The organism is Paraburkholderia tagetis (genome assembly GCF_022213065.1).
Lineage (GTDB): Bacteria > Pseudomonadota > Gammaproteobacteria > Burkholderiales > Burkholderiaceae > Paraburkholderia > Paraburkholderia tagetis.
The window spans coordinates 29,029-47,005 of sequence record NZ_JAKLJA010000026.1 but is presented as its reverse complement, the minus strand read 5'-3'; the positions used below and the strand labels follow the sequence as shown (position 1 = coordinate 47,005).

Annotated in this window: 16 protein-coding genes and 4 pseudogenes; 12 read left to right on the top strand and 8 right to left on the bottom strand. The window is 60.2% G+C overall.

The window, feature by feature from the left end:
- Positions 1-174: 174 nt before the first annotated feature.
- Both L5014_RS25480 and L5014_RS25475 read right to left on the bottom strand, forming a co-directional pair.
- Positions 175-999, bottom strand: coding sequence for a GntR family transcriptional regulator (locus tag L5014_RS25480; RefSeq protein WP_238466576.1), 825 nt, complete (start codon positions 997-999; stop codon positions 175-177).
- A 168-nt stretch (positions 1,000-1,167) separates the two neighbouring features.
- Positions 1,168-1,338 (bottom strand): hypothetical protein, encoded by a 171-nt coding sequence (locus L5014_RS25475; RefSeq protein ID WP_238466575.1) that lies wholly within the window; start codon positions 1,336-1,338, stop codon positions 1,168-1,170.
- A 265-nt stretch (positions 1,339-1,603) separates the two neighbouring features.
- On the opposite strand from L5014_RS25475, the gene L5014_RS25470 reads away from it, so the two are divergent.
- The gene (locus L5014_RS25470) at positions 1,604-2,725 is read left to right on the top strand and encodes a porin (protein ID WP_238466574.1); all 1,122 of its coding nucleotides are present in this window, start codon (positions 1,604-1,606) and stop codon (positions 2,723-2,725) included.
- A gap of 247 nt (positions 2,726-2,972) precedes the next feature.
- Here L5014_RS25470 and L5014_RS25465 read toward each other — a convergent pair whose 3' ends face one another.
- On the bottom strand, positions 2,973-3,266 hold the full coding sequence (locus tag L5014_RS25465; RefSeq protein WP_238466573.1) for a hypothetical protein: 294 nt from the start codon (positions 3,264-3,266) through the stop codon (positions 2,973-2,975).
- A gap of 625 nt (positions 3,267-3,891) precedes the next feature.
- Between L5014_RS25465 and L5014_RS25460 the strand changes: the two genes are divergently transcribed.
- Positions 3,892-4,047 (top strand): hypothetical protein, encoded by a 156-nt coding sequence (locus L5014_RS25460; protein ID WP_238466572.1) that lies wholly within the window; start codon positions 3,892-3,894, stop codon positions 4,045-4,047.
- A gap of 143 nt (positions 4,048-4,190) precedes the next feature.
- Positions 4,191-5,162 (top strand): quinone oxidoreductase family protein, encoded by a 972-nt coding sequence (locus L5014_RS25455; RefSeq protein WP_238466571.1) that lies wholly within the window; start codon positions 4,191-4,193, stop codon positions 5,160-5,162.
- A 199-nt stretch (positions 5,163-5,361) separates the two neighbouring features.
- Here L5014_RS25455 and L5014_RS25450 read toward each other — a convergent pair.
- A pseudogene (locus L5014_RS25450) lies at positions 5,362-6,171 on the bottom strand (AraC family transcriptional regulator ligand-binding domain-containing protein); the annotation flags it as partial.
- On the opposite strand from L5014_RS25450, the pseudogene L5014_RS25445 reads away from it, so the two are divergent.
- Both L5014_RS25445 and L5014_RS38835 read left to right on the top strand, forming a co-directional pair.
- A pseudogene (locus L5014_RS25445) lies at positions 6,170-6,550 on the top strand (RBBP9/YdeN family alpha/beta hydrolase); the annotation flags it as partial. The pseudogenes L5014_RS25450 and L5014_RS25445 sit on opposite strands and share 2 nt — an antisense overlap.
- Before the next feature lie 46 nt (positions 6,551-6,596).
- Positions 6,597-6,785, top strand: a complete 189-nt coding sequence (locus L5014_RS38835; RefSeq protein ID WP_338019327.1) for a hypothetical protein — start codon at positions 6,597-6,599, stop codon at positions 6,783-6,785.
- Between the two features lie 245 nt (positions 6,786-7,030).
- On the opposite strand, the gene gltA is transcribed toward L5014_RS38835, so the two are convergent.
- The 3 genes from gltA to L5014_RS25425 form a co-directional block, all read right to left on the bottom strand.
- Complete coding sequence (gene gltA, locus L5014_RS25435) at positions 7,031-8,323, bottom strand: citrate synthase (RefSeq protein WP_238466570.1); 1,293 nt, start codon at positions 8,321-8,323, stop codon at positions 7,031-7,033.
- A gap of 80 nt (positions 8,324-8,403) precedes the next feature.
- Positions 8,404-8,664, bottom strand: a complete 261-nt coding sequence (locus tag L5014_RS25430; RefSeq protein WP_238466569.1) for a hypothetical protein — start codon at positions 8,662-8,664, stop codon at positions 8,404-8,406.
- A 238-nt stretch (positions 8,665-8,902) separates the two neighbouring features.
- Positions 8,903-9,748, bottom strand: coding sequence for a TauD/TfdA dioxygenase family protein (locus L5014_RS25425; RefSeq protein WP_274389506.1), 846 nt, complete (start codon positions 9,746-9,748; stop codon positions 8,903-8,905).
- A 305-nt stretch (positions 9,749-10,053) separates the two neighbouring features.
- On the opposite strand from L5014_RS25425, the pseudogene L5014_RS25420 reads away from it, so the two are divergent.
- Positions 10,054-10,194, top strand: a pseudogene (locus L5014_RS25420) (thiolase family protein); the annotation flags it as partial.
- 689 nt (positions 10,195-10,883) lie between these two features.
- Here L5014_RS25420 and L5014_RS25415 read toward each other — a convergent pair.
- A complete protein-coding gene (locus L5014_RS25415) occupies positions 10,884-11,795 on the bottom strand; it encodes a LysR family transcriptional regulator (RefSeq protein WP_238466629.1) in 912 nt (303 codons plus the stop codon).
- A gap of 129 nt (positions 11,796-11,924) precedes the next feature.
- Here L5014_RS25415 and L5014_RS25410 point away from each other — a divergent pair, with 129 nt between their 5' ends.
- The 6 genes and pseudogenes from L5014_RS25410 to L5014_RS25385 all read left to right on the top strand — a co-directional run bounded on the left by L5014_RS25410 (position 11,925) and on the right by L5014_RS25385 (position 17,767).
- On the top strand, positions 11,925-13,112 hold the full coding sequence (locus L5014_RS25410; protein ID WP_238466568.1) for an acyl-CoA dehydrogenase: 1,188 nt from the start codon (positions 11,925-11,927) through the stop codon (positions 13,110-13,112).
- Between the two features lie 6 nt (positions 13,113-13,118).
- Positions 13,119-14,356, top strand: a pseudogene (locus L5014_RS25405) (CaiB/BaiF CoA transferase family protein).
- Positions 14,357-14,477: 121 nt separating this feature from the next.
- On the top strand, positions 14,478-14,750 hold the full coding sequence (locus L5014_RS38675; RefSeq protein ID WP_420800132.1) for an SDR family NAD(P)-dependent oxidoreductase: 273 nt from the start codon (positions 14,478-14,480) through the stop codon (positions 14,748-14,750).
- 91 nt (positions 14,751-14,841) lie between these two features.
- Positions 14,842-16,023, top strand: coding sequence for an ADP-forming succinate--CoA ligase subunit beta (gene sucC, locus L5014_RS25395; RefSeq protein ID WP_338019330.1), 1,182 nt, complete (start codon positions 14,842-14,844; stop codon positions 16,021-16,023).
- A 104-nt stretch (positions 16,024-16,127) separates the two neighbouring features.
- Positions 16,128-17,009, top strand: coding sequence for a succinate--CoA ligase subunit alpha (sucD, locus tag L5014_RS25390; protein WP_238466566.1), 882 nt, complete (start codon positions 16,128-16,130; stop codon positions 17,007-17,009).
- A 293-nt stretch (positions 17,010-17,302) separates the two neighbouring features.
- Positions 17,303-17,767, top strand: a complete 465-nt coding sequence (locus L5014_RS25385) for a MaoC family dehydratase (protein WP_238466565.1) — start codon at positions 17,303-17,305, stop codon at positions 17,765-17,767.
- Positions 17,768-17,977 lie beyond the last annotated feature (210 nt).

Below are 17,977 nucleotides of genomic sequence, written 5' to 3'. Positions count from 1 at the left end.
CACAGTTTGAAACGAAGTAGACGAGTATGGAAGCGTAGAGGTCGGGACGTGGGTCGACCTTCCGATTGACGGTCGGCCCTTGGAAACGAGACGGGTTCTGGCTGCGTGACGAGCGTTGTGCTCGCGCGCGGAGAGGATAGGGAGCTGGATCGGGATGCCGGGTACCCCGGCGGCTCAGTCCGCCGAGAGTCCCGATGCTTCAGGTCGCGTCGTCTTTTCGGCGCGTGGGTTTCGACGCGTCGACGGCTTGACTGCAATCGCCTGAACGGCGGCGTCTCTTGCCTCGTCGAGGCGCAACGCCGCCAGGGATAGCAGTTGTTCATGATCCCGATTGACCACCGCCGTCTGCAGCTCGTGCCAACGTTTGAGGGATGTGCGAATCGAATGAGGGGTGGCCACCAGACTCAGTCGAAGATAACGCAGCGTCCTCAACGAAATGGATTGAAGGATATCCACCAGAAGCCAATTGCCACAGAGGTCGACCATGGCGAAATTGAGGAGGAAGCTCTCTACGGCATAGGCGTCCGGCGATTCGGCCGCTGCCTTGGCGAGCCTGGGCAGGCGCTCCGAGAACAGCGCCTCGAGCTCAGTCGGGCTTTCGCTCGCTACCTGCTCCAGCATCGTCAGGTAAAGCACGCTGCGCACGCGGAATATGTCGCGAAGCTCATGCTCGTCAGGCGCCGTCACGATTGCCCCTCGTCTCGCCTGAAATTCGACCAAGTGGTCTCGCTCCAGGATGCGTAGCGCCTCGCGCACCGGGGCGCGGCTGACGTGGAGCACCTCGCTGATGTCTTTCTCGAGGAGTCGCTGCCCTGATTTGAGCAGGTCGAGGGTAATGACCCCGGCCAGCCGGGCCGCGATCTGATCGGCCATCGGCGTCGACGCGTAAGCCGAGTCTTGCCCACGGAGTACCGCCCGCTCGACGGCCAGCATCAATGGATTTTTCGGCGTCAGGAGCGCGGAAAGATCGGGGAGATTTTGGGTCTTGAGTCGGGCCATGACGAAGGTGGAATCAATTTACGTTGACGTTAACCAATTGGATTCTAGGGCTCGTGTCGTGTAATGTCGACAGGAATTTGACAGTTTCTGTGGTCTGTGGACATGCTGCTGACGGATTGTTGGGCGGGGCGCGGATCGGCTCGATGCATCTCGGGGCGCCACCCGGTGCTATTTGTCAGATGAACTGCGATTCAACCGCCGGGTCGGATACCAAAACGGCTCGGCGACTGCCGGAAACGCCTCGAGCATCAATGATTGCGCGGCCTTTTTCGTTGATGTCGCGATCAGCTGAGCCGATTCGGATGATCGAACGACCAGGGTTGTGGCGTTCTGGCCCATGCTTGTTTTCCCTGGGTATTTCCCGATATCATCGCCGAGCTATTATTGTCGACTGTAATATATTTGAATGGTAGACTGCGTCCACGGTGATGACTGTGAACTGCTGGCGCTGGAAGTAGCGCAAAAAAACTAGCAATATTGGTTCGGTATGCTTCATAAATAGCGTAGGTGTGTCTACATCAATCGCCTCATTCGTGCCAGTGCCCCTGATGCACCGGTTTGAAGGCCCACTATAAGAGCTGTATTCAATGCAAGCGGAGACAAGATGAAGAAAGCAGGACTTGCAATTTCACTGTTAGCCCCTTTGGTTTCCGCGCCGGCATTTGCGCAAAGTTCGGTTACCTTATACGGCATCGTCGATACCGGTGTCGAATACCTCACGCACGCAACGCCAACCGGTGGTTCGGTCGCCCGAATGCCGGTCATCGGGGGCGGCGATGTGCCATCACGTTGGGGTTTGAAGGGTTCGGAAGATCTGGGCGGTGGCCTTAAAGCGATCTTTACTTTGGAAAGCGGCTTTTCCCTTTCGAACGGAGCACTGCAGCAAGCCAATCGCCTTTTTGGGCGGCAGGCATATGTCGGCCTGAAAAATAACTGGGGGCAGCTCACGTTTGGACGCCAGTACAGCATGCAAACGTGGGCGATGGTCGATGCGAACATCATTGGCGCCGCTGGAATCGGTAGTTTGGGGTCGCTTGACAGTGCCCTGTTGGCGGATCGCTTCGATAACGCCGTGGCCTATATGGGCACGTTCTCAGGCGTCACCATTGGCGCGAGCTATTCATTCGGTCGGGATGCATCGACGGCCGGAAATTGCGGCGGTCAGGTTGCAGGCGACTTCGTCGCTTGTCGTGGGCTGTCTGCCATGGTCAAGTATGACGCGCGCAACTGGGGCATCGCGACGTCTTATGAAGAACTGCGGGGGGGGAAAGGATCCGCCCCGATCGCAACCGTCCCCGGTGCGCCGGGCGTCGCGTTTACAAACTCCGGCGATACAGACCGTCGTTATCAGGTCAATGGTCATCTCGATGTCGGGCCCGTGCGTTTCGGTTTGGGCTGGATACATCGGCTCCTTCACGGCGATGTCCGATCGGTCAAGACGGATGTCGAATACCTCGGCGCGTCTGTGCTTTACGGCGCGTGGCAGTTCGATGCCCAGCTCTCGCATATCGGCAATGCCGCGGATCAGGCAGACGGCACCCTTGGCGTGCTCAGGGCAAACTATCTCCTCAGCAAACGCACCGCGGTGTATGGAGTCGCTGGCTACATGAAGAATCATGGCAAGGGAGCCATTTATTCGGTGTCGGCAGGTACCGCTGTGCCGGCCGCCCCGTTTGGTGGCTCGAATCAGATGGGCTTTGAGCTCGGCATCCGTCAGTTTTTCTGATTATCAGGGCCATGCCGCCTGGTCTCTGGATATCGATCGACAGCGCATGGACGTTCGCGATTTGATCGATATCAGCGGCTGTCAGGACTTGCGAGCTGCTGTTGCTCGGAAAGAGCGGCGAGACGTTTCTTCCACTAGCGAAAAGGGCGCGTTACACGCTCGTGTGCGCTGCGCGGAACCTGCTGGCTTGGCTCATGACGCGGTCTGGTGCCGCGCGGCGCGGCGTTTGGATCACGCAATTCCGGCATCACGACGCCACGCCCAGATAGTTCGCCATCACGATGCCGGCCATGCACTCGTAACAAAGCAATTCAGAAGGCAGCGCAGCGGTATCACCGGTATTCTTGCCAGGAACCAAGCATACAACGATCCGCGTGGCAATCCACCGCCTGACATAGCAATCTCGTGCAAAGGCTTTTACGCGGGAGGGTGTCATCAGCATTCTCTTCGCTCCGTACCTGGATTTCAGATCGGCCCGCCACGGCATCGCCACAGCTGCCTTGATTGGGAATGTATCATCATAAACAAATAATGTCGACATGAATTGAATTGACGTGTATCGTATTGTGAGAGGCCACCGATCGTAGCCGACCATTCGTGCGGTCGCCCGGAAAGAAGCGGTGTGCCTCCGGCGAACGAAGCCGGCGAGATGTCATGCACGGCGAAGCGTGCAATCCGCGCCAAAGTTGACGTCGAAAGATATGGGTGTGTCACGGATCACCAAAAGTGGAAATGCGCGGCCCCATAGAATCAGCTTTCCCCTCCCTGCACGAGAGCAGTTCTGGCTGGCTGGTCATCCAGACGTGCATCGCAGCAATATGAGAGATGAAGGAGACTGAATGAGAATGCAGGAAGCTGGCGGCGGGCATGGAGCCGCCATCACGCTCAGGGACAAGGTGTCGGTGTATCCGTGGGTCGTACTCGCGCTGACCCTTGGGCTGGTAAGTCTGACTATGTGTCCCGGCAGGTAAGAGGAAGTGGGACGCGGCTTTCCTCTATCGTATGCTGGTTTTCACCTCGCGCGCGGTGACCTTTCAACTCGACCCGGGCGCAGTGCAACTGGCGCTGATCGGCGTGGCGATGTTTCTCACATCCGGAACGAATGGTCCTGGCGGCGCGATGTCGCCAATCTCACGCCGCGGTCCGTTCATGCATCGGCGTTCGCGTTGCTCACGATCACCTACAACCTGTTGGGTACCGCGCCAGGCCCATTTTTTACCGGCTTCGTCGCGGACCGCGTCGGCTTGCTCGGTGCATTGCAGGTCGTGCCGCTCGTCAGTCTCCTTGCGGCTGCCGCATTCGTTTCCGGAAAGCGTCGTTAAGTGCTCGACCTGACGCGCACTGAGGTTTCACGGAATCGCGTCGACGCTGCCGCGCGTCGAACAGGGGCGCCGAACGGCGCGAGCACGGGACGTGCGGCCTGACGGCCGCGCGATAGTTTATTTTTCACCAAGGAATATTCAAAATGGCAAGAGCGATCCGATTTGATCAAACGGGCGGACCTGAAGTCCTTCGACTCGAAACCGTCGAGGTTGGCGAGCCCGGCCCGGGCGAGGCCCGTGTGCGGCACACGTATGTAGCCGTCAACTTCATCGACATCTACTTTCGCACCGGACAATATCCGCTCGCCCTGCCCAATGGCCTGGGATCCGATGCGGTGGGCGTGGTCGAGGCCGTTGGCGAGGGCGTCACCGACATCAAGGCGGGCGACAGGGTAGGCTACCTGCTGGGACCGCAGGGCGCCTATTCGGATGTGCGTGTGATGCCTGCCGATGTGCTGATCCCCTTGCCCGACGGCATCAGCGACAAAACCGCATCGACACTGATCATGAAGGGCATGACCGCACAGTACCTGTTCCGGCAGGTTTATCCGCTCAAAGGCGGAGAAACCATCCTGTACCACGCCGCGGCGGGCGGGGTGGGCTCGATTGCGAGCCAGTGGGCGCGGGCGATCGGCGTCACCATGATCGGCACGGTCAGCACCGACGAAAAGGCTGAAATAGCGAAACGCAACGGCTGCACGCACACCATCGTGACTTCGCGCGAAAACATTGCCGAGCGCGTGCGCGAGCTGACCGATGGCAAGGGCGTGGAAGTCGTCTTCGACTCGGTCGGCAAGGATACGCTGGATGCGTCGCTCGATAGCCTGCAGGTTCGCGGCACGTTAGTGAGCAACGGCACGTCCTCCGGCCCTGTGGTGATCGACACCCGCGTGTTGGCTCGCAAAGGGTCGATCTGGGTGACGCGGCCGGCGATGGTGCATTATGCGACGCCGCGATCGCACATGTTGTCGATGGCACGCGAGCTTTTCGATCTCGTGCTGGCCGGCAAAATCAAAAGCGAACCCGGACAAACATTCGCGCTCGCCGAGGCTGCCGACGCGCATCGCGCGCTCGAATCGCGCAGGACGGTCGGTTCGACGGTGCTTGTGCCCTAAAGCCGATGCCGCTTCATTCGAGCGGGGCAGGCTCTGACGCGCTTTCAATTTGAATGGAGCGAAAGGTGTCGCGTTTCTGGCCGATGGGGCGGAGCACACAGATGTCACGAGACCGGCAATGCCGGTCTCGTGTGTGTACTGACCTTCGCTTCATCGGATGGCGCGAAGATGGGATGGACTCAAGCTCCGCGCGACGGTCTCAGGGCAGATGAGTGTTTCTCGTCGTTTGTGGGCGAATGGCGTTGCGCCCTGTCCGACTTTCGTTGGCACTGCATCCGAATTGCGCGTGATACCCGCGCGAAAAAGCGCCTGGCGCGGAAAAGCGAGGAAGGGTCGCCACCTCGGTCAACGGACGATCGCCTTCAATGACGTGCCGTGTCGTGCGTTCCGTGCGGACATCGTTCAACACTGACGAAAAGCTTTGCCCCTGTTCCGCGAGTCGACTCTGGATGGTGCGACACACCGTGCCGAGATGTACAGCCACTTGCTCGATACTGCAGCGGCCACTGGACAAGAGCGGCAAGATCGTTCGCCGTACGGCCTCAAGCACCGTCGCGTGCGACACCGTGGAGGCGTCGAGCAATTGCTGCGCATAGCGAGCCATCGCGGGATCGGCTGACGGATTGCGGGCATCGAGATCGACTTACGCGCAGATGATGGCGTTGAAGTTCTGGTCGAACTCGACACAAGGGCCAAAGAAACGCAGATGCATGCTGAGCTCACGCGGCGCCGGGTGCTCGAAGCATACGCGCTGTGGCCGCCAGTCGGGCTTGAGCAACTGACGTATCAATCGCACCATGACGCGGTGGGCGAGTTCGATCCTTTGGCGTGTGGGCTGATGCTCGTTGCCCACCATCACTGCCTCGCGAATGATGGCGAGCCTGCCGCATTCCTCGATCGCCAACGATAGCGTATCGTTGAGCACTGGCTGGTAGCGGATCAGCATGTCGAGCGAGTCGCGCAGCGTCGATTGATCACGGATGAGCAGTCCCACTGCCCCAGAATTGGCAGGAGTACAGGCAAACCCTGCTCGCAGCAAAGTTGCCTCGCGCGAAATTCGCGGCGCCTTGCTCGCGGCACCGGCGGACTTCGAAACGCCAATGCCGCACGGCTATCCGACGACTGACGCATTGAACGATCATGGATCGTTGCCGATTCCACGCGCTGAGCTGCCGTCTCCGAGTATCGCCGCGGCAAGCAGCAATGATCCTTTGACGTAGTTGGATCGCGCCCGCGAATTCGCACAGGCGTGGGACAGTCGCTTTGTAGAACTCGGCGCGCTCGGACATCTGAATCCGGCTTCGGGCTATGGCGAATGGCCCCGGGCCGAAGCGTTCATCCGCGAGCTTTGTCAATCGAACGATCGCCACGTGCTGCCGATGCGTTGAACGATGGTCGAGCCTCACAAGTAGCTATTGCCCTTGGAGCATCATCATGAACTTTCTCGACGGCCATCTCTTCCCGGAGAACCAGCCACCCCTCATCATCAAGCCTGGATCGTCCGGCCGGCTGGGAGCGCGCTGCGCTATCGCTTCGAACTTCTTCCAGCACGCGAGACAGCCGCCGCCCTCCAGGCTGGTCGAGACGTCTGCTGATGTTCACACAGGTGCTGGAGCAGAGTGACATGATCGCGCTGTTTGCGGAAGATGTCGCACGCTACGCTACGCTACGATGCGGTGCACGGCATCGTAGCGATCCTGCCGTTTCCGATCGATTGCCAGACGGATGACCTCGGCATCATCGCGCGCGCCGACCGGCTGCACCCGGTTGCAACGGGTGTGACGATCGATGCACGGCACACGGCAGCCCGTGCGCTATGTGGCGCGAACGTCCGATGCGTGTCGATGGCCGGGCACCCGGTCGCGGCGCTACTTGCCCTGGACCGCCCGCCTGGGGCTCCCGATGAAGAGCTGCCGGGGACGGCCGATCTTCTGCTCCGGATCCGCAATCATCTCGTTCCACTGCGCGATCCAGCCCACCGTACGCGCCATCGCGAAGATGCAGGTGAACATCGAGGTCGGGATGCCCAGCGCGCGCTGCACGATCCCCGAGTAGAAGTCGACGTTCGGGTACAGCTTGCGTGACACGAAGTATTCGTCTTCCAGCGCGATCTTTTCCAGTTCCATCGCGAGCTTGAAGAGCGGGTCGTCGTGCAGGCCGAGCTCGTTCAGCACTTCGTGGCACGTCTCGCGCATCAGCTTGGCGCGCGGGTCGTAGTTCTTGTACACGCGGTGACCGAAGCCCATCAGCTTCACGCCCGAGTTCTTGTCCTTCACCTGCTTGATGAACTCGGGAATGTTGTCGACCGAGCCGATTTCTTCGAGCATGTTCAGCGCGGCTTCGTTCGCGCCGCCGTGCGCCGGACCCCACAGACACGCGATACCGGCCGCGATACACGCAAACGGATTCGCACCCGACGATCCGGCGAGACGCACCGTCGAGGTCGACGCGTTCTGCTCGTGGTCGGCGTGCAGGATCAGGATGCGGTCGAGCGCGCGCACGAGCACGTCATTGACCATGTACTCTTCGCACGGGTTAGAGAACATCATGTGCATGAAGTTCGCGCTGTACGAGAGTTCGTTCTTCGGATAAACGAACGGCTGGCCGATCGAATACTTGTATGCCATCGCCACCAGCGTCGGCAGCTTGGCGATCATGCGGATCGCCGACACGTCGCGGTGTTGCGGATCGTTGATGTCGAGCGAGTCGTGATAGAACGCGGACAACGCGCCGACTGCAGCCGTCAGCACGGCCATCGGGTGCGCGTCGCGGCGGAAGCCGCGGAAGAAGAAGTGCATCTGCTCGTGCACCATCGTGTGACGCGTGACCCTGTTCACGAACGCCTTTTTTTCTTCAGCGCTCGGCAGCTCGCCCTTGAGCAGGAGGAAGCAGGTTTCGAGGAAGTCCGCGCGCACCGCGAGGTCCTGGATCGGGTAGCCGCGGTAAAGCAGCTCACCCTCGTCGCCATCGATGTACGTGATGGCGGAATTGCACGCCGCCGTCGACATGAAGCCCGGGTCATAGGTGAACTTGCCGGTCTGGCCGTACAGCTTGCGGATGTCGATCACGTCCGGGCCCATCGAGCCCTTGTAGACCGGCAGGTCGACACTCGGTGAGTTGTCGCTGAACGAAAGCGTTGCCTTGATCGTTGACTGTTGCATATCGGTCGGTTCCTTCGGGATGGGGGATGGCGTCGTCCGCTGCGCAAGACCGGAAGCCTCGCGCGCGGCCTTGCGCGCGTTCACATGCTGAATTCGGCTTGCGTGATGACAACCGGGCCGATCGACGATTCCCCGGCCCGGCGAGCCACGACTTCCTTGATTGCCGGTTGTCCCAGGGCGAACGCTTCTCGTCGCGAAATCACGTGATCGACCGCGGCGGCCGCACACAGCGCGGGCTCGGTCAGCACGCAATTGACGAGGACGCCGTCAACGAGCGCATCGAAACATATCGGCCCTTCGCCGATGCAAATGTTGTCGAAGGGGGGCAACACAATGTTCATATGAACCTCTGGATAAAGGCCTGGCGTCCTGTCAGAAGTTCGATCCGTCGCCGCCAGGCGTGCAAGTCAGATCGGACGCCCGTGTGGTGGTGAGCATCAGATGGTGCACCTCGCGTATCACGGGCGCCGCGTGGTGCGAGCCCGCGTCGCGGGAAAGAGATGACCGTGATCCACGACATGAAGCGTCGACTGCCGGATGCGCGCTGCCAAAGCTCCGGCGACCCGACAGGACCGCCCATCAATAGGGCTTGTCGCCGATGATGCCCGCACGCTCCATCTTGCGCGGAGCCGGCCAATAATCCATCACCGCATAGTGTTGGGTTGCACGATTGTCCCAGACTGCGACACTGTTCGGCTTCCACCTGAAGCGAACTTGATATTCGGGAATCAGTGCCTGGCTTTGCAGGTAGTTGAGCAGCAGGCTGGCGCCTGGCGTTTTGTCCAGACCATAACGTACGTTTTCTGGTGTATGGAAATTGATGAAGTGAGTCGTGAAACTTCCGACGTACAGCACTTTTTCCCCAGTCTCCGGATGTGTGCGCACGACAGGATGCTCCACGTCCGGATTCTGCGCCGCGAGCTTTCTTCGTTCCTCGGGCTCCATCGCGGCACCAAATGAGTGTTCGATGCTGCTTTTCGCTCGGAGGCCGGCAATGCGTTTCTTGATATCCTCGGGAAGCTGCTTATAGGCTTCGACCATATTCACCCAGATGGTGTCGCCCCCGACCTCCGGGCACTCGATGCAGCGAAGCACGGCTCCCATGGACGGTTCGGGCCGCCATAGCCCGTCGGTGTGATAGTTGTTTTCGTAAGGGTTCTTCGCCTCTGACCGGTAAATCTGCACGAGGCCCGGATAGTCCGGATCACTTCCTGCCACTGGATGAGCCTCCAGGTCGCCGAATCGGCGCGCGAAGGCGACATGCTCTGCCCGGGAAATGTCCTGGTCGCGAAAGAAGAGGACCCGGTGCTCGAGCAACAGCGCCTTGATCTCCGCAAACAGGGACGCGTCTCGCGAGGCATCGCCCAAACTTACTCCAGACAATTCGGCGCCAATGCAGGCGGTGAGTTTTTCTACCTTGATCATTAGAATGCCTCCTTTCGTTCACAAACCATCGCGATGGCCTTGGCTTTCAAACATCCAATATATGGCATCATAGCCGCGCTATTTATTTATGTCGACATAAATTATTGTAACCGGGGGCGCGGTCGACAGTCGTGCGACATGGGCTGGTACGGCGCTGGTTCGATGGAGGTTCTGTCACATCATCCAGAGGGTCGGTTCAGCAAAACCAATGTGCTGCCACCATCGAGACCTTCAAAGAAATACCACAAGCGGTTCGCGCAATCTGCCGGCGACATCCCTTGAAGAACAGCCTTACGTAAGCTTTCATATGTGATGCTATTCGCACACCGATCGGCCGTTACCGCGGTTCGCTGTCCTCCGTGCGCGCCGACGATCTGGGCGCCGTTCCACTGCGCGTGATGGTTGAGCGCAATAAGGAAGTGGACTGGGAAGCCATCGACGAAGTACCAACGCGGCGCTGGAACGCTCGGGCGCGCGCGAAGAACGAGTGGAAGTCGGCGCGGCTACTGCGATGCCCGCGTCGGCGACGCCTTTTTTGTGGTTACGACGCAGGTCTCAGGAAATCTCGGGCCTGCCGATCAGACAACCATTCCGTCAAGGCGGGAGGGCCAGACCCTCGTCGCGAGCAGTGCTGCAACTCCCTTGCACGCCACCCGAGAGTGGCAGGCTTCGTGAAGGTGCGACGAAGGTTGCGCGCGGTGCCACGCGCGTCGTTGGCCCACTTCCGACAATCGTCAAGCGACCAGAACGAAAATCGCCCCACGGGTGGAATTGCTCCGGTCCTGGCCTGCTTGGTGGGTGTCGCCAGAATTGAGGTGATGAGCGCGTCAAGGAACGCTACGCACCTGCCATCGCGATGAGAACCGACAGGCCGAGCTGCAGCAGCGAGAACCGGTTTCGCTTCAGGTCTTGTGGGAAGTACTGGGACTGACGCTGGAGTGAGGTTTCTCATGCTGCGCAAAGGTCCCGTCGACGAACGCACGCAACTGCGGGAGATCAGTTTTCGCGTACGCCGCGGTCGTCTACGCCGACACGCGGCCCAGCAGGGCTCGTGCGGCGGGCATGTTTGTAGTGCAGCGCGCAAAGCCCATCAAAATCACCGCGATACCAACAGAACCACCTGACGCAAGCCCCTTCACTCAAGTCCCATCGGTGTCCGATATTGCTGCGCCTGTGCGGTGATCCAGTCGCGAAACGCCTTCAACGCCGCATTGTCGGCCTTGGGCTCCGGATAGATGAGGTAGTAGGCCTGATTGCTCAGATGCTCGTGGGCCGCCGCCTGGATTAACACGCCACGCTGCAGCTCATCCTCGATAAGAAGGCGAGGGATGAGGGCGATGCCAATACCATGGATCGCCGCTTCAGCGAGCATCGAAAACAGTTCGAACCTCGGACCCGCCATATCCCCTTCGACCTGCATGTTGCGCGACGCAAACCAGTCACGCCATGCATACGGACGCGTGCTCTGTTGCAAGAGCGGGTAACGCCGCCAGTCCGCCGTTACGAGCCTCAGGCGTGGTGCGATCAGCTTTGGGCTGCATACAGCGATCAGCCTTTCACGCATCAGGAAGGTGCCTTCCGTGCCAGGCCATATCGCAGTTCCCGCATGAATTGCCGCATCGAACTCCGTGTCGTCGAACAGGAATGGGCGCGTGCGGCCCGTGAGATTGACAGTCATGTTCGGATATTTTTCGATGAAGTCGGGTATTCGGGGTAACAGCCATTTTGTCGCGAACGTCGGGACGACCGCCAGCTCGAGCGATCCGCCATGGCCGCCCTTGGCCATGAGTTCCAGTGTGTCCCTCTCCACTTCATCCAGGTGCGACGCAACCTTGCGGCTATAGATCACTCCGGCCTCGGTGAGGCTGACTCCGCGCCGGTCGCGTCGAAATAGTTTTATGCCGAGGAATTCCTCCAGCGTGCCGATCTGACGGCATACTGCGCTCTGTGTCACCGCCAGTTCATCTGCCGCTTTGGTGAAACTCTGATGGCGAGCGGCTGCTTCGAATGCGGATAGCGCTGCTGTCGAAGGAATTTTTCTGCGCATGCTCATTGACTCACATCGTGGTGGACTGACCTGTGCGATTCTCGCATAGGTCAGTGCGAACAAATCGTTTGAGATGCTGGAAATCCGCCTGTAAATTCGCACCATTGCCGATTTTCTTTTGGACGTGACATGATCGAACAACACAAATCGCCGTCGTTTCAGTGGGATGACCCATTGCTGCTGGACCAGCAATTGTTGGAGGAGGAGCGCCTCGTGCGCGAATCGGCCCATGCGTATTGTCAGGAACGCCTCTCACCGCGTGTGCTCGAGGCCTTCCGTCGTGAACATACCGACACCGACATCTTCCGGGAGATGGGCGAGCTTGGATTGCTGGGCGCGACGATACCTGAAACCTACGGCGGAGCTGGTCTCAGCTATGTTTGCTACGGGCTCGTCGCGCGAGAGGTGGAGCGGGTCGATTCCGGATACCGCTCGATGATGAGCGTGCAGTCGTCGCTCGTCATGGTGCCTATCAACGAGTTCGGCAATGAAGCCACCCGGCAGAAGTATCTACCCAGGCTGGCGAGAGGCGAATGGATCGGCTGCTTCGGCTTGACCGAGCCGAATCACGGTTCCGATCCGGGCGGCATGATCACCCGTGCGAAGAAGGTCGACGGCGGATATCTGCTGACGGGCAACAAGATGTGGATTACGAACAGTCCCATCGCCGATGTGTTCGTCGTCTGGGCCAAGGACGATGAGGGTGCGATCCGGGGTTTCGTGCTCGAGAAGGGATGGAAGGGACTATCGGCACCTGCGATCCACGGCAAGGTCGGCTTGCGCGCGTCGATTACGGGTGAGATCGTGATGGACGAGGTGTTCTGTCCGGAAGAGAACGCGTTTCCGGACATCCGTGGTTTGAAGGGCCCATTCACCTGCCTGAACAGTGCACGCTATGGGATCGCCTGGGGCGCGTTGGGCGCGGCGGAAGACTGCTGGCATCGCGCGCGCCAGTACGTTCTCGATCGAAAGCAGTTCGGCAAGCCGCTCGCGGCGAACCAGCTGATCCAGAAAAAGCTGGCGGACATGCAGACGGAAATCACACTTGGCCTGCAAGGATGTCTGCGCCTCGGACGCATGAAGGATGAAGGCACGGCCGCTGTCGAGATTACGTCGATCATGAAACGCAACTCATGTGGAAAGGCACTCGATATCGCCCGCGTTGCGCGAGACATGCTCGGCGGCAACGGGATCAGTGACGAATTTGGCATCGCACGGCACCTGGTTAACCTGGAGGTGGTCAACACGTACGAGGGTACGCATGACGTCCACGCGCTCATTCTTGGCCGCGCCATCACCGGTATTCCAGCGTTCTGATCCGCCATGAACGGGACATCGCATCAAGGGGCGCTCGACGGTCTGCGCGTGCTCGATCTTTCTCGCGTGCTGGCCGGTCCGTGGGCGAGCCAGTTGCTGGCGGATCTCGGCGCTGATGTGGTCAAGGTCGAACGACCGGGCACAGGTGACGATACGCGTGCCTGGGGGCCGCCCTGGCTGAATGATGCCGATGGCGAGTCGACTGGCGAGTCCGCCTACTATCTTTGCGCGAATCGCAACAAGCGGTCGGTGACAATCGATCTGAGTCAACCGGATGGACAGCGGCTTGTGAAGGAACTGGCCCGCAAGGCCGACGTCCTGGTTGAGAATTTCAAGGTCGATGGACTCAGCCGGTACGGTCTGGATTACGCGAGCCTCAAGGAACTGAATCCGCGCCTCGTGTACTGCTCGATAACGGGATTTGGCCAGACGGGACCCTATGCCGCACGTGCCGGTTACGACTTCCTGATCCAGGGCATGGGCGGGCTGATGAGCCTCACAGGTCGTGCGTATGATACGGAAGGGGCGGGTCCGTTGAAGGCGGGCGTCGCACTGACGGACATCACAACGGGACTATATGCAACGGTAGCAATTCTTGCAGCGCTTGCGCGTCGCGAACGGTCCGGCATCGGGCAGCACATCGATCTCGCTTTGCTAGACGTCCAGATTGCCTGCCTTGCCAATCAGGCGACGAATTATCTCGTGGGTGGCGTGGTGCCTCGCCGGATCGGGAACGCGCATCCGAACATCGTGCCGTACCAGGATTTCCCAACCGCTGATGGGCACATGATCATCGCGGTCGGCAACGACAATCAGTTCGCCAGTCTCTGCACGGCGCTGGGCGAAGCGCATTGGAGCAGGGACGAACGCTTCGCCAGCAATCCGCAGCGCGTGAAGCACAGGAACGAACTGATCGCGATGATTCGCAGTATCACGGTTTCCCGTGCGACGGGGGACTGGATAACCGTGATGGAAGCCGCAGGCGTGCCGTGTGGTCCGATCAACAATGTCGACCAGGTGTTCGAGGATCCGCAGGTGCAGTCGCGCGACGTGCGCATCGAGATGTCGCACCCGTTGGCGAAAACCGTGGCGTTGGTTGCGAATCCGATCCGTATGTCAGAGTCGCCGGTGCAATACTGCCAGCCGCCGCCGACGTTGGGGCAGCACACGAGGAGGTCCTTCAGGACTGGCTCGATATGGCCTCAGCCGATATCGATGTACTCCGCCGCACGGAGCTTGTGTAGATACCGCGGCACGCTGACGGTCGGCAGCACGCAATAGATGCCGAGTGGCAACGTGCCGTGGACGCTGCACCATCAGCACGGGGAGCACGAAATGCTAAAGCCGGGGTCGCAATACAAGCCGATCGAGTATCCGAAACCTGGCGAAATCAACATCTGCTCGCTCGCTCGCTCGCTCGCTGCGCAATCGCACTCGCCGAATCGGTCGATCGATGGTGCGAGCAAGGCAGCGGTCGAACATCTGACTCGATCGATGGCACACGAATGGGCGTCTTACGGCATCAACGTCAACGCGATCAATCCGGGCTACATCGAGACCGACATCAAGCGTGCGCGGTTTAGCACTACCGCCTCAGTTGGTGCATGCAGACATGGACGAATTCACGGACCGCATTGATAGGCGAACACGGATCGGCGTCAGAATGAAGGCGCGGCGCTTTTGACGTCCCTTGTTCGAAATCCCGATCAGTTGGCTTGAAGATCTCAGACTGAAGGAATCACGCATGAAGATTCACGAGTACCAGGGTAAGGAAATCCTGCGGAAATTCGGCGTCGCGGTACCGCGCGGCAAGCCGGTGTTTTCGGTGGATGACGCGGTCAAGGCCGCTGAAGAGCTGGGCGGTCCGGTTTGGGTCGTCAAGGCACAGATCCACGCGGGCGGTCGCGGCAAGGGCGGCGGCGTGAAGGTGGCGAAGACGCTGGATCAAGTGCGCGAATATGCGAACCAGATTCTCGGCATGCAGCTCGTCACGCACCAGACCGGTCCGGAAGGCCAGAAGGTCAACCGTCTGCTGATCGAAGAAGGCGCCGACATCAAGCAGGAACTGTATGTCAGCCTCGTCGTGGATCGCGTGACCCAGAAGATCGTGCTGATGGGTTCGAGCGAAGGCGGCATGGACATCGAAGAAGTCGCCGAAAAGCATCCGGAACTGATCCACCACATCGTCGTGGATCCGAACACCGGCCTGCTGGATGCCCAGGCTGACGACCTCGCCGCGAAGATCGGCGTGCCGGCAGCTTCGATTCCGCAAGCGCGTGACATCCTGAAGGGCCTGTACAAGGCATTCTGGGAAACCGACGCGTCGCTGGCCGAAATCAACCCGCTGAACGTGACGGGCGACGGCAAGGTCATCGCACTCGACGCGAAGTTCAACTTCGACGCGAACGCGCTGTTCCGCCACCCGGAAATCGTCGCATACCGCGATCTGGACGAAGAAGATCCGGCTGAAGTCGAAGCGTCGAAGTTCGACCTCGCGTACATCTCGCTCGACGGCAACATCGGCTGTCTGGTGAACGGCGCGGGCCTCGCCATGGCGACGATGGACACCATCAAGCTGTTCGGCGGCGAACCGGCGAACTTCCTGGACGTTGGCGGCGGCGCCACGACCGAGAAGGTCACGGAAGCGTTCAAGCTCATGCTGAAGAACCCGGAACTGAAGGCGATCCTCGTGAACATCTTCGGCGGCATCATGCGCTGCGACGTGATCGCGGAAGGCGTGATCGCGGCGTCGAAGGCCGTTGACCTCAAGGTGCCGCTCGTCGTGCGCATGAAGGGCACGAACGAGGACCTCGGCAAGAAGATGCTGGCCGACTCGGGCCTGCCGATCATCTCGGCGGACAGCATGGAAGAGGCTGCGCAGAAGGTTGTCGCGGCTGCCGAAGGCAAGTAACTTTCAGCGGATACGAATGACGCGGTGCCGGCGCGAAGCCCGCTACACGTGGCAACACGGGCGGACGACGCGACGCGCGGCGTCAAGCGAACAGAGGTCAATACATGTCGATTCTGATCAACAAAGACACCAAGGTCATCACGCAGGGCATTACCGGCAAGACCGGTCAGTTCCACACCCGTGCCTGCCGTGAGTACGCCAACGGCCGCGAAGCATTCGTCGCGGGCGTGAACCCGAAGAAGGCCGGCGAGGACTTCGAAGGCATCCCCATTTACGCCAACGTGCGTGAAGCGAAGGACGCTACCGGCGCGACCGTTTCGGTCATCTACGTGCCGCCCGCAGGCGCTGCTGCTGCGATCTGGGAAGCCGTCGAGGCCGACCTCGATCTGGCGATCTGCATCACGGAAGGCATTCCGGTGCGCGACATGATCGAAGTGAAGGACCGTATGCGCCGCGAAGGCCGCAAGACGCTGCTCCTCGGCCCGAACTGCCCCGGCACGATCACGCCGGACGAGCTGAAGATCGGCATCATGCCGGGTCACATCCACCGCAAGGGCCGCATCGGCGTCGTGTCGCGCTCGGGCACGCTGACGTATGAAGCGGTTGCCCAGCTGACCGCGATCGGCCTCGGCCAGTCGTCGGCAGTCGGTATCGGCGGCGACCCGATCAACGGTCTGAAGCACATCGACGTCATGAAGATGTTCAACGACGATCCGGATACGGACGCCGTGATCATGATCGGCGAAATCGGCGGTCCGGACGAAGCCAATGCTGCCGAGTGGATCAAGGACAACATGAAGAAGCCGGTCGTCGGCTTCATCGCGGGCGTCACGGCGCCTCCGGGCAAGCGCATGGGCCACGCCGGCGCGCTGATCTCGGGCGGCGCGGATACGGCCGACGCGAAGCTGGAAATCATGGACGGCTGCGGCATCAAGGTTACGAAGAATCCGTCGGAGATGGCGAGGCTGCTGAAGTCGGTGATTTGACCACACTCAATTCAACTGCCGCCAAGCCGTTCAGCCGTAGCGACGGAAAACCGACATTGGATTCTCGAAAGCCTCAGCGCAGGTCTTCATGACTGTTCTGCGCAAGCGCAAGTCGATCGCCGTACTGGCATTGGGGGTTCGCAATTCGAGCCCAACGACATTGACCGGGCTTCCGCTGTAGAACGCCGGAACGTTGTTGATCTGAAAGAACCTGTGTTTCGTGGCGACGCCACGTTATTGGCGCCCCACGGAGACATTGAGACGGGTGAACTCGACCTGCATTTGGAAGAATCATGAATGAACTAAACGGATACGACTTCGAAGACCTGCAGCCGGGCATGGCCGCGACGTTCGCCAAGACCATTACCGAAGCCGACATCCTGTTGTTCGCCGGAGCGTCCGGAGACATCAATGCGGTGCACATCAATGAGCAGTTTGCACGAACGACGCCCTTTAAAGGCCGCATTGCGCACGGCATGCTGACCGCGAGCATCATCTCGGCGACAATTGCCGGTCGCTTGCCGGGCCCCGGCACGGTCTACCTTGGGCAGAATCTGCGTTTCAAGGCACCCGTTCGCCCCGGCGATACCGTTCAGGCCGAGGTGGTCATCAAGGAGCTGATTCCCGGGAAACGCCGTGTGGTGCTGTCCACGGTGTGCACGGTGGACGGCAAAGTTGTGATTGACGGGGAAGCAGTCGTCATACCCACTTCGCGGGGTGATCAGGTCAACCAGCGCACCTGTAGCGCTGGCGTGTAACGGCTGATCGTGGAGGGCAAGGTGAAATTGCCATTTAGCATGCCGGACGAATTCGCCGCCGGATGGTTCAAGGCTGGGCTCAATTTATGGACCGGGCTGTCGGCGGCAGACGCCCACGGCGGCGCCACGCACAATGCCGACGCCAACGAGTGGCGTTTTGCCGCGTCCGGCGCGCGAATGTTCGCCCTGCAGGCGAGCGCCAGGTACTGG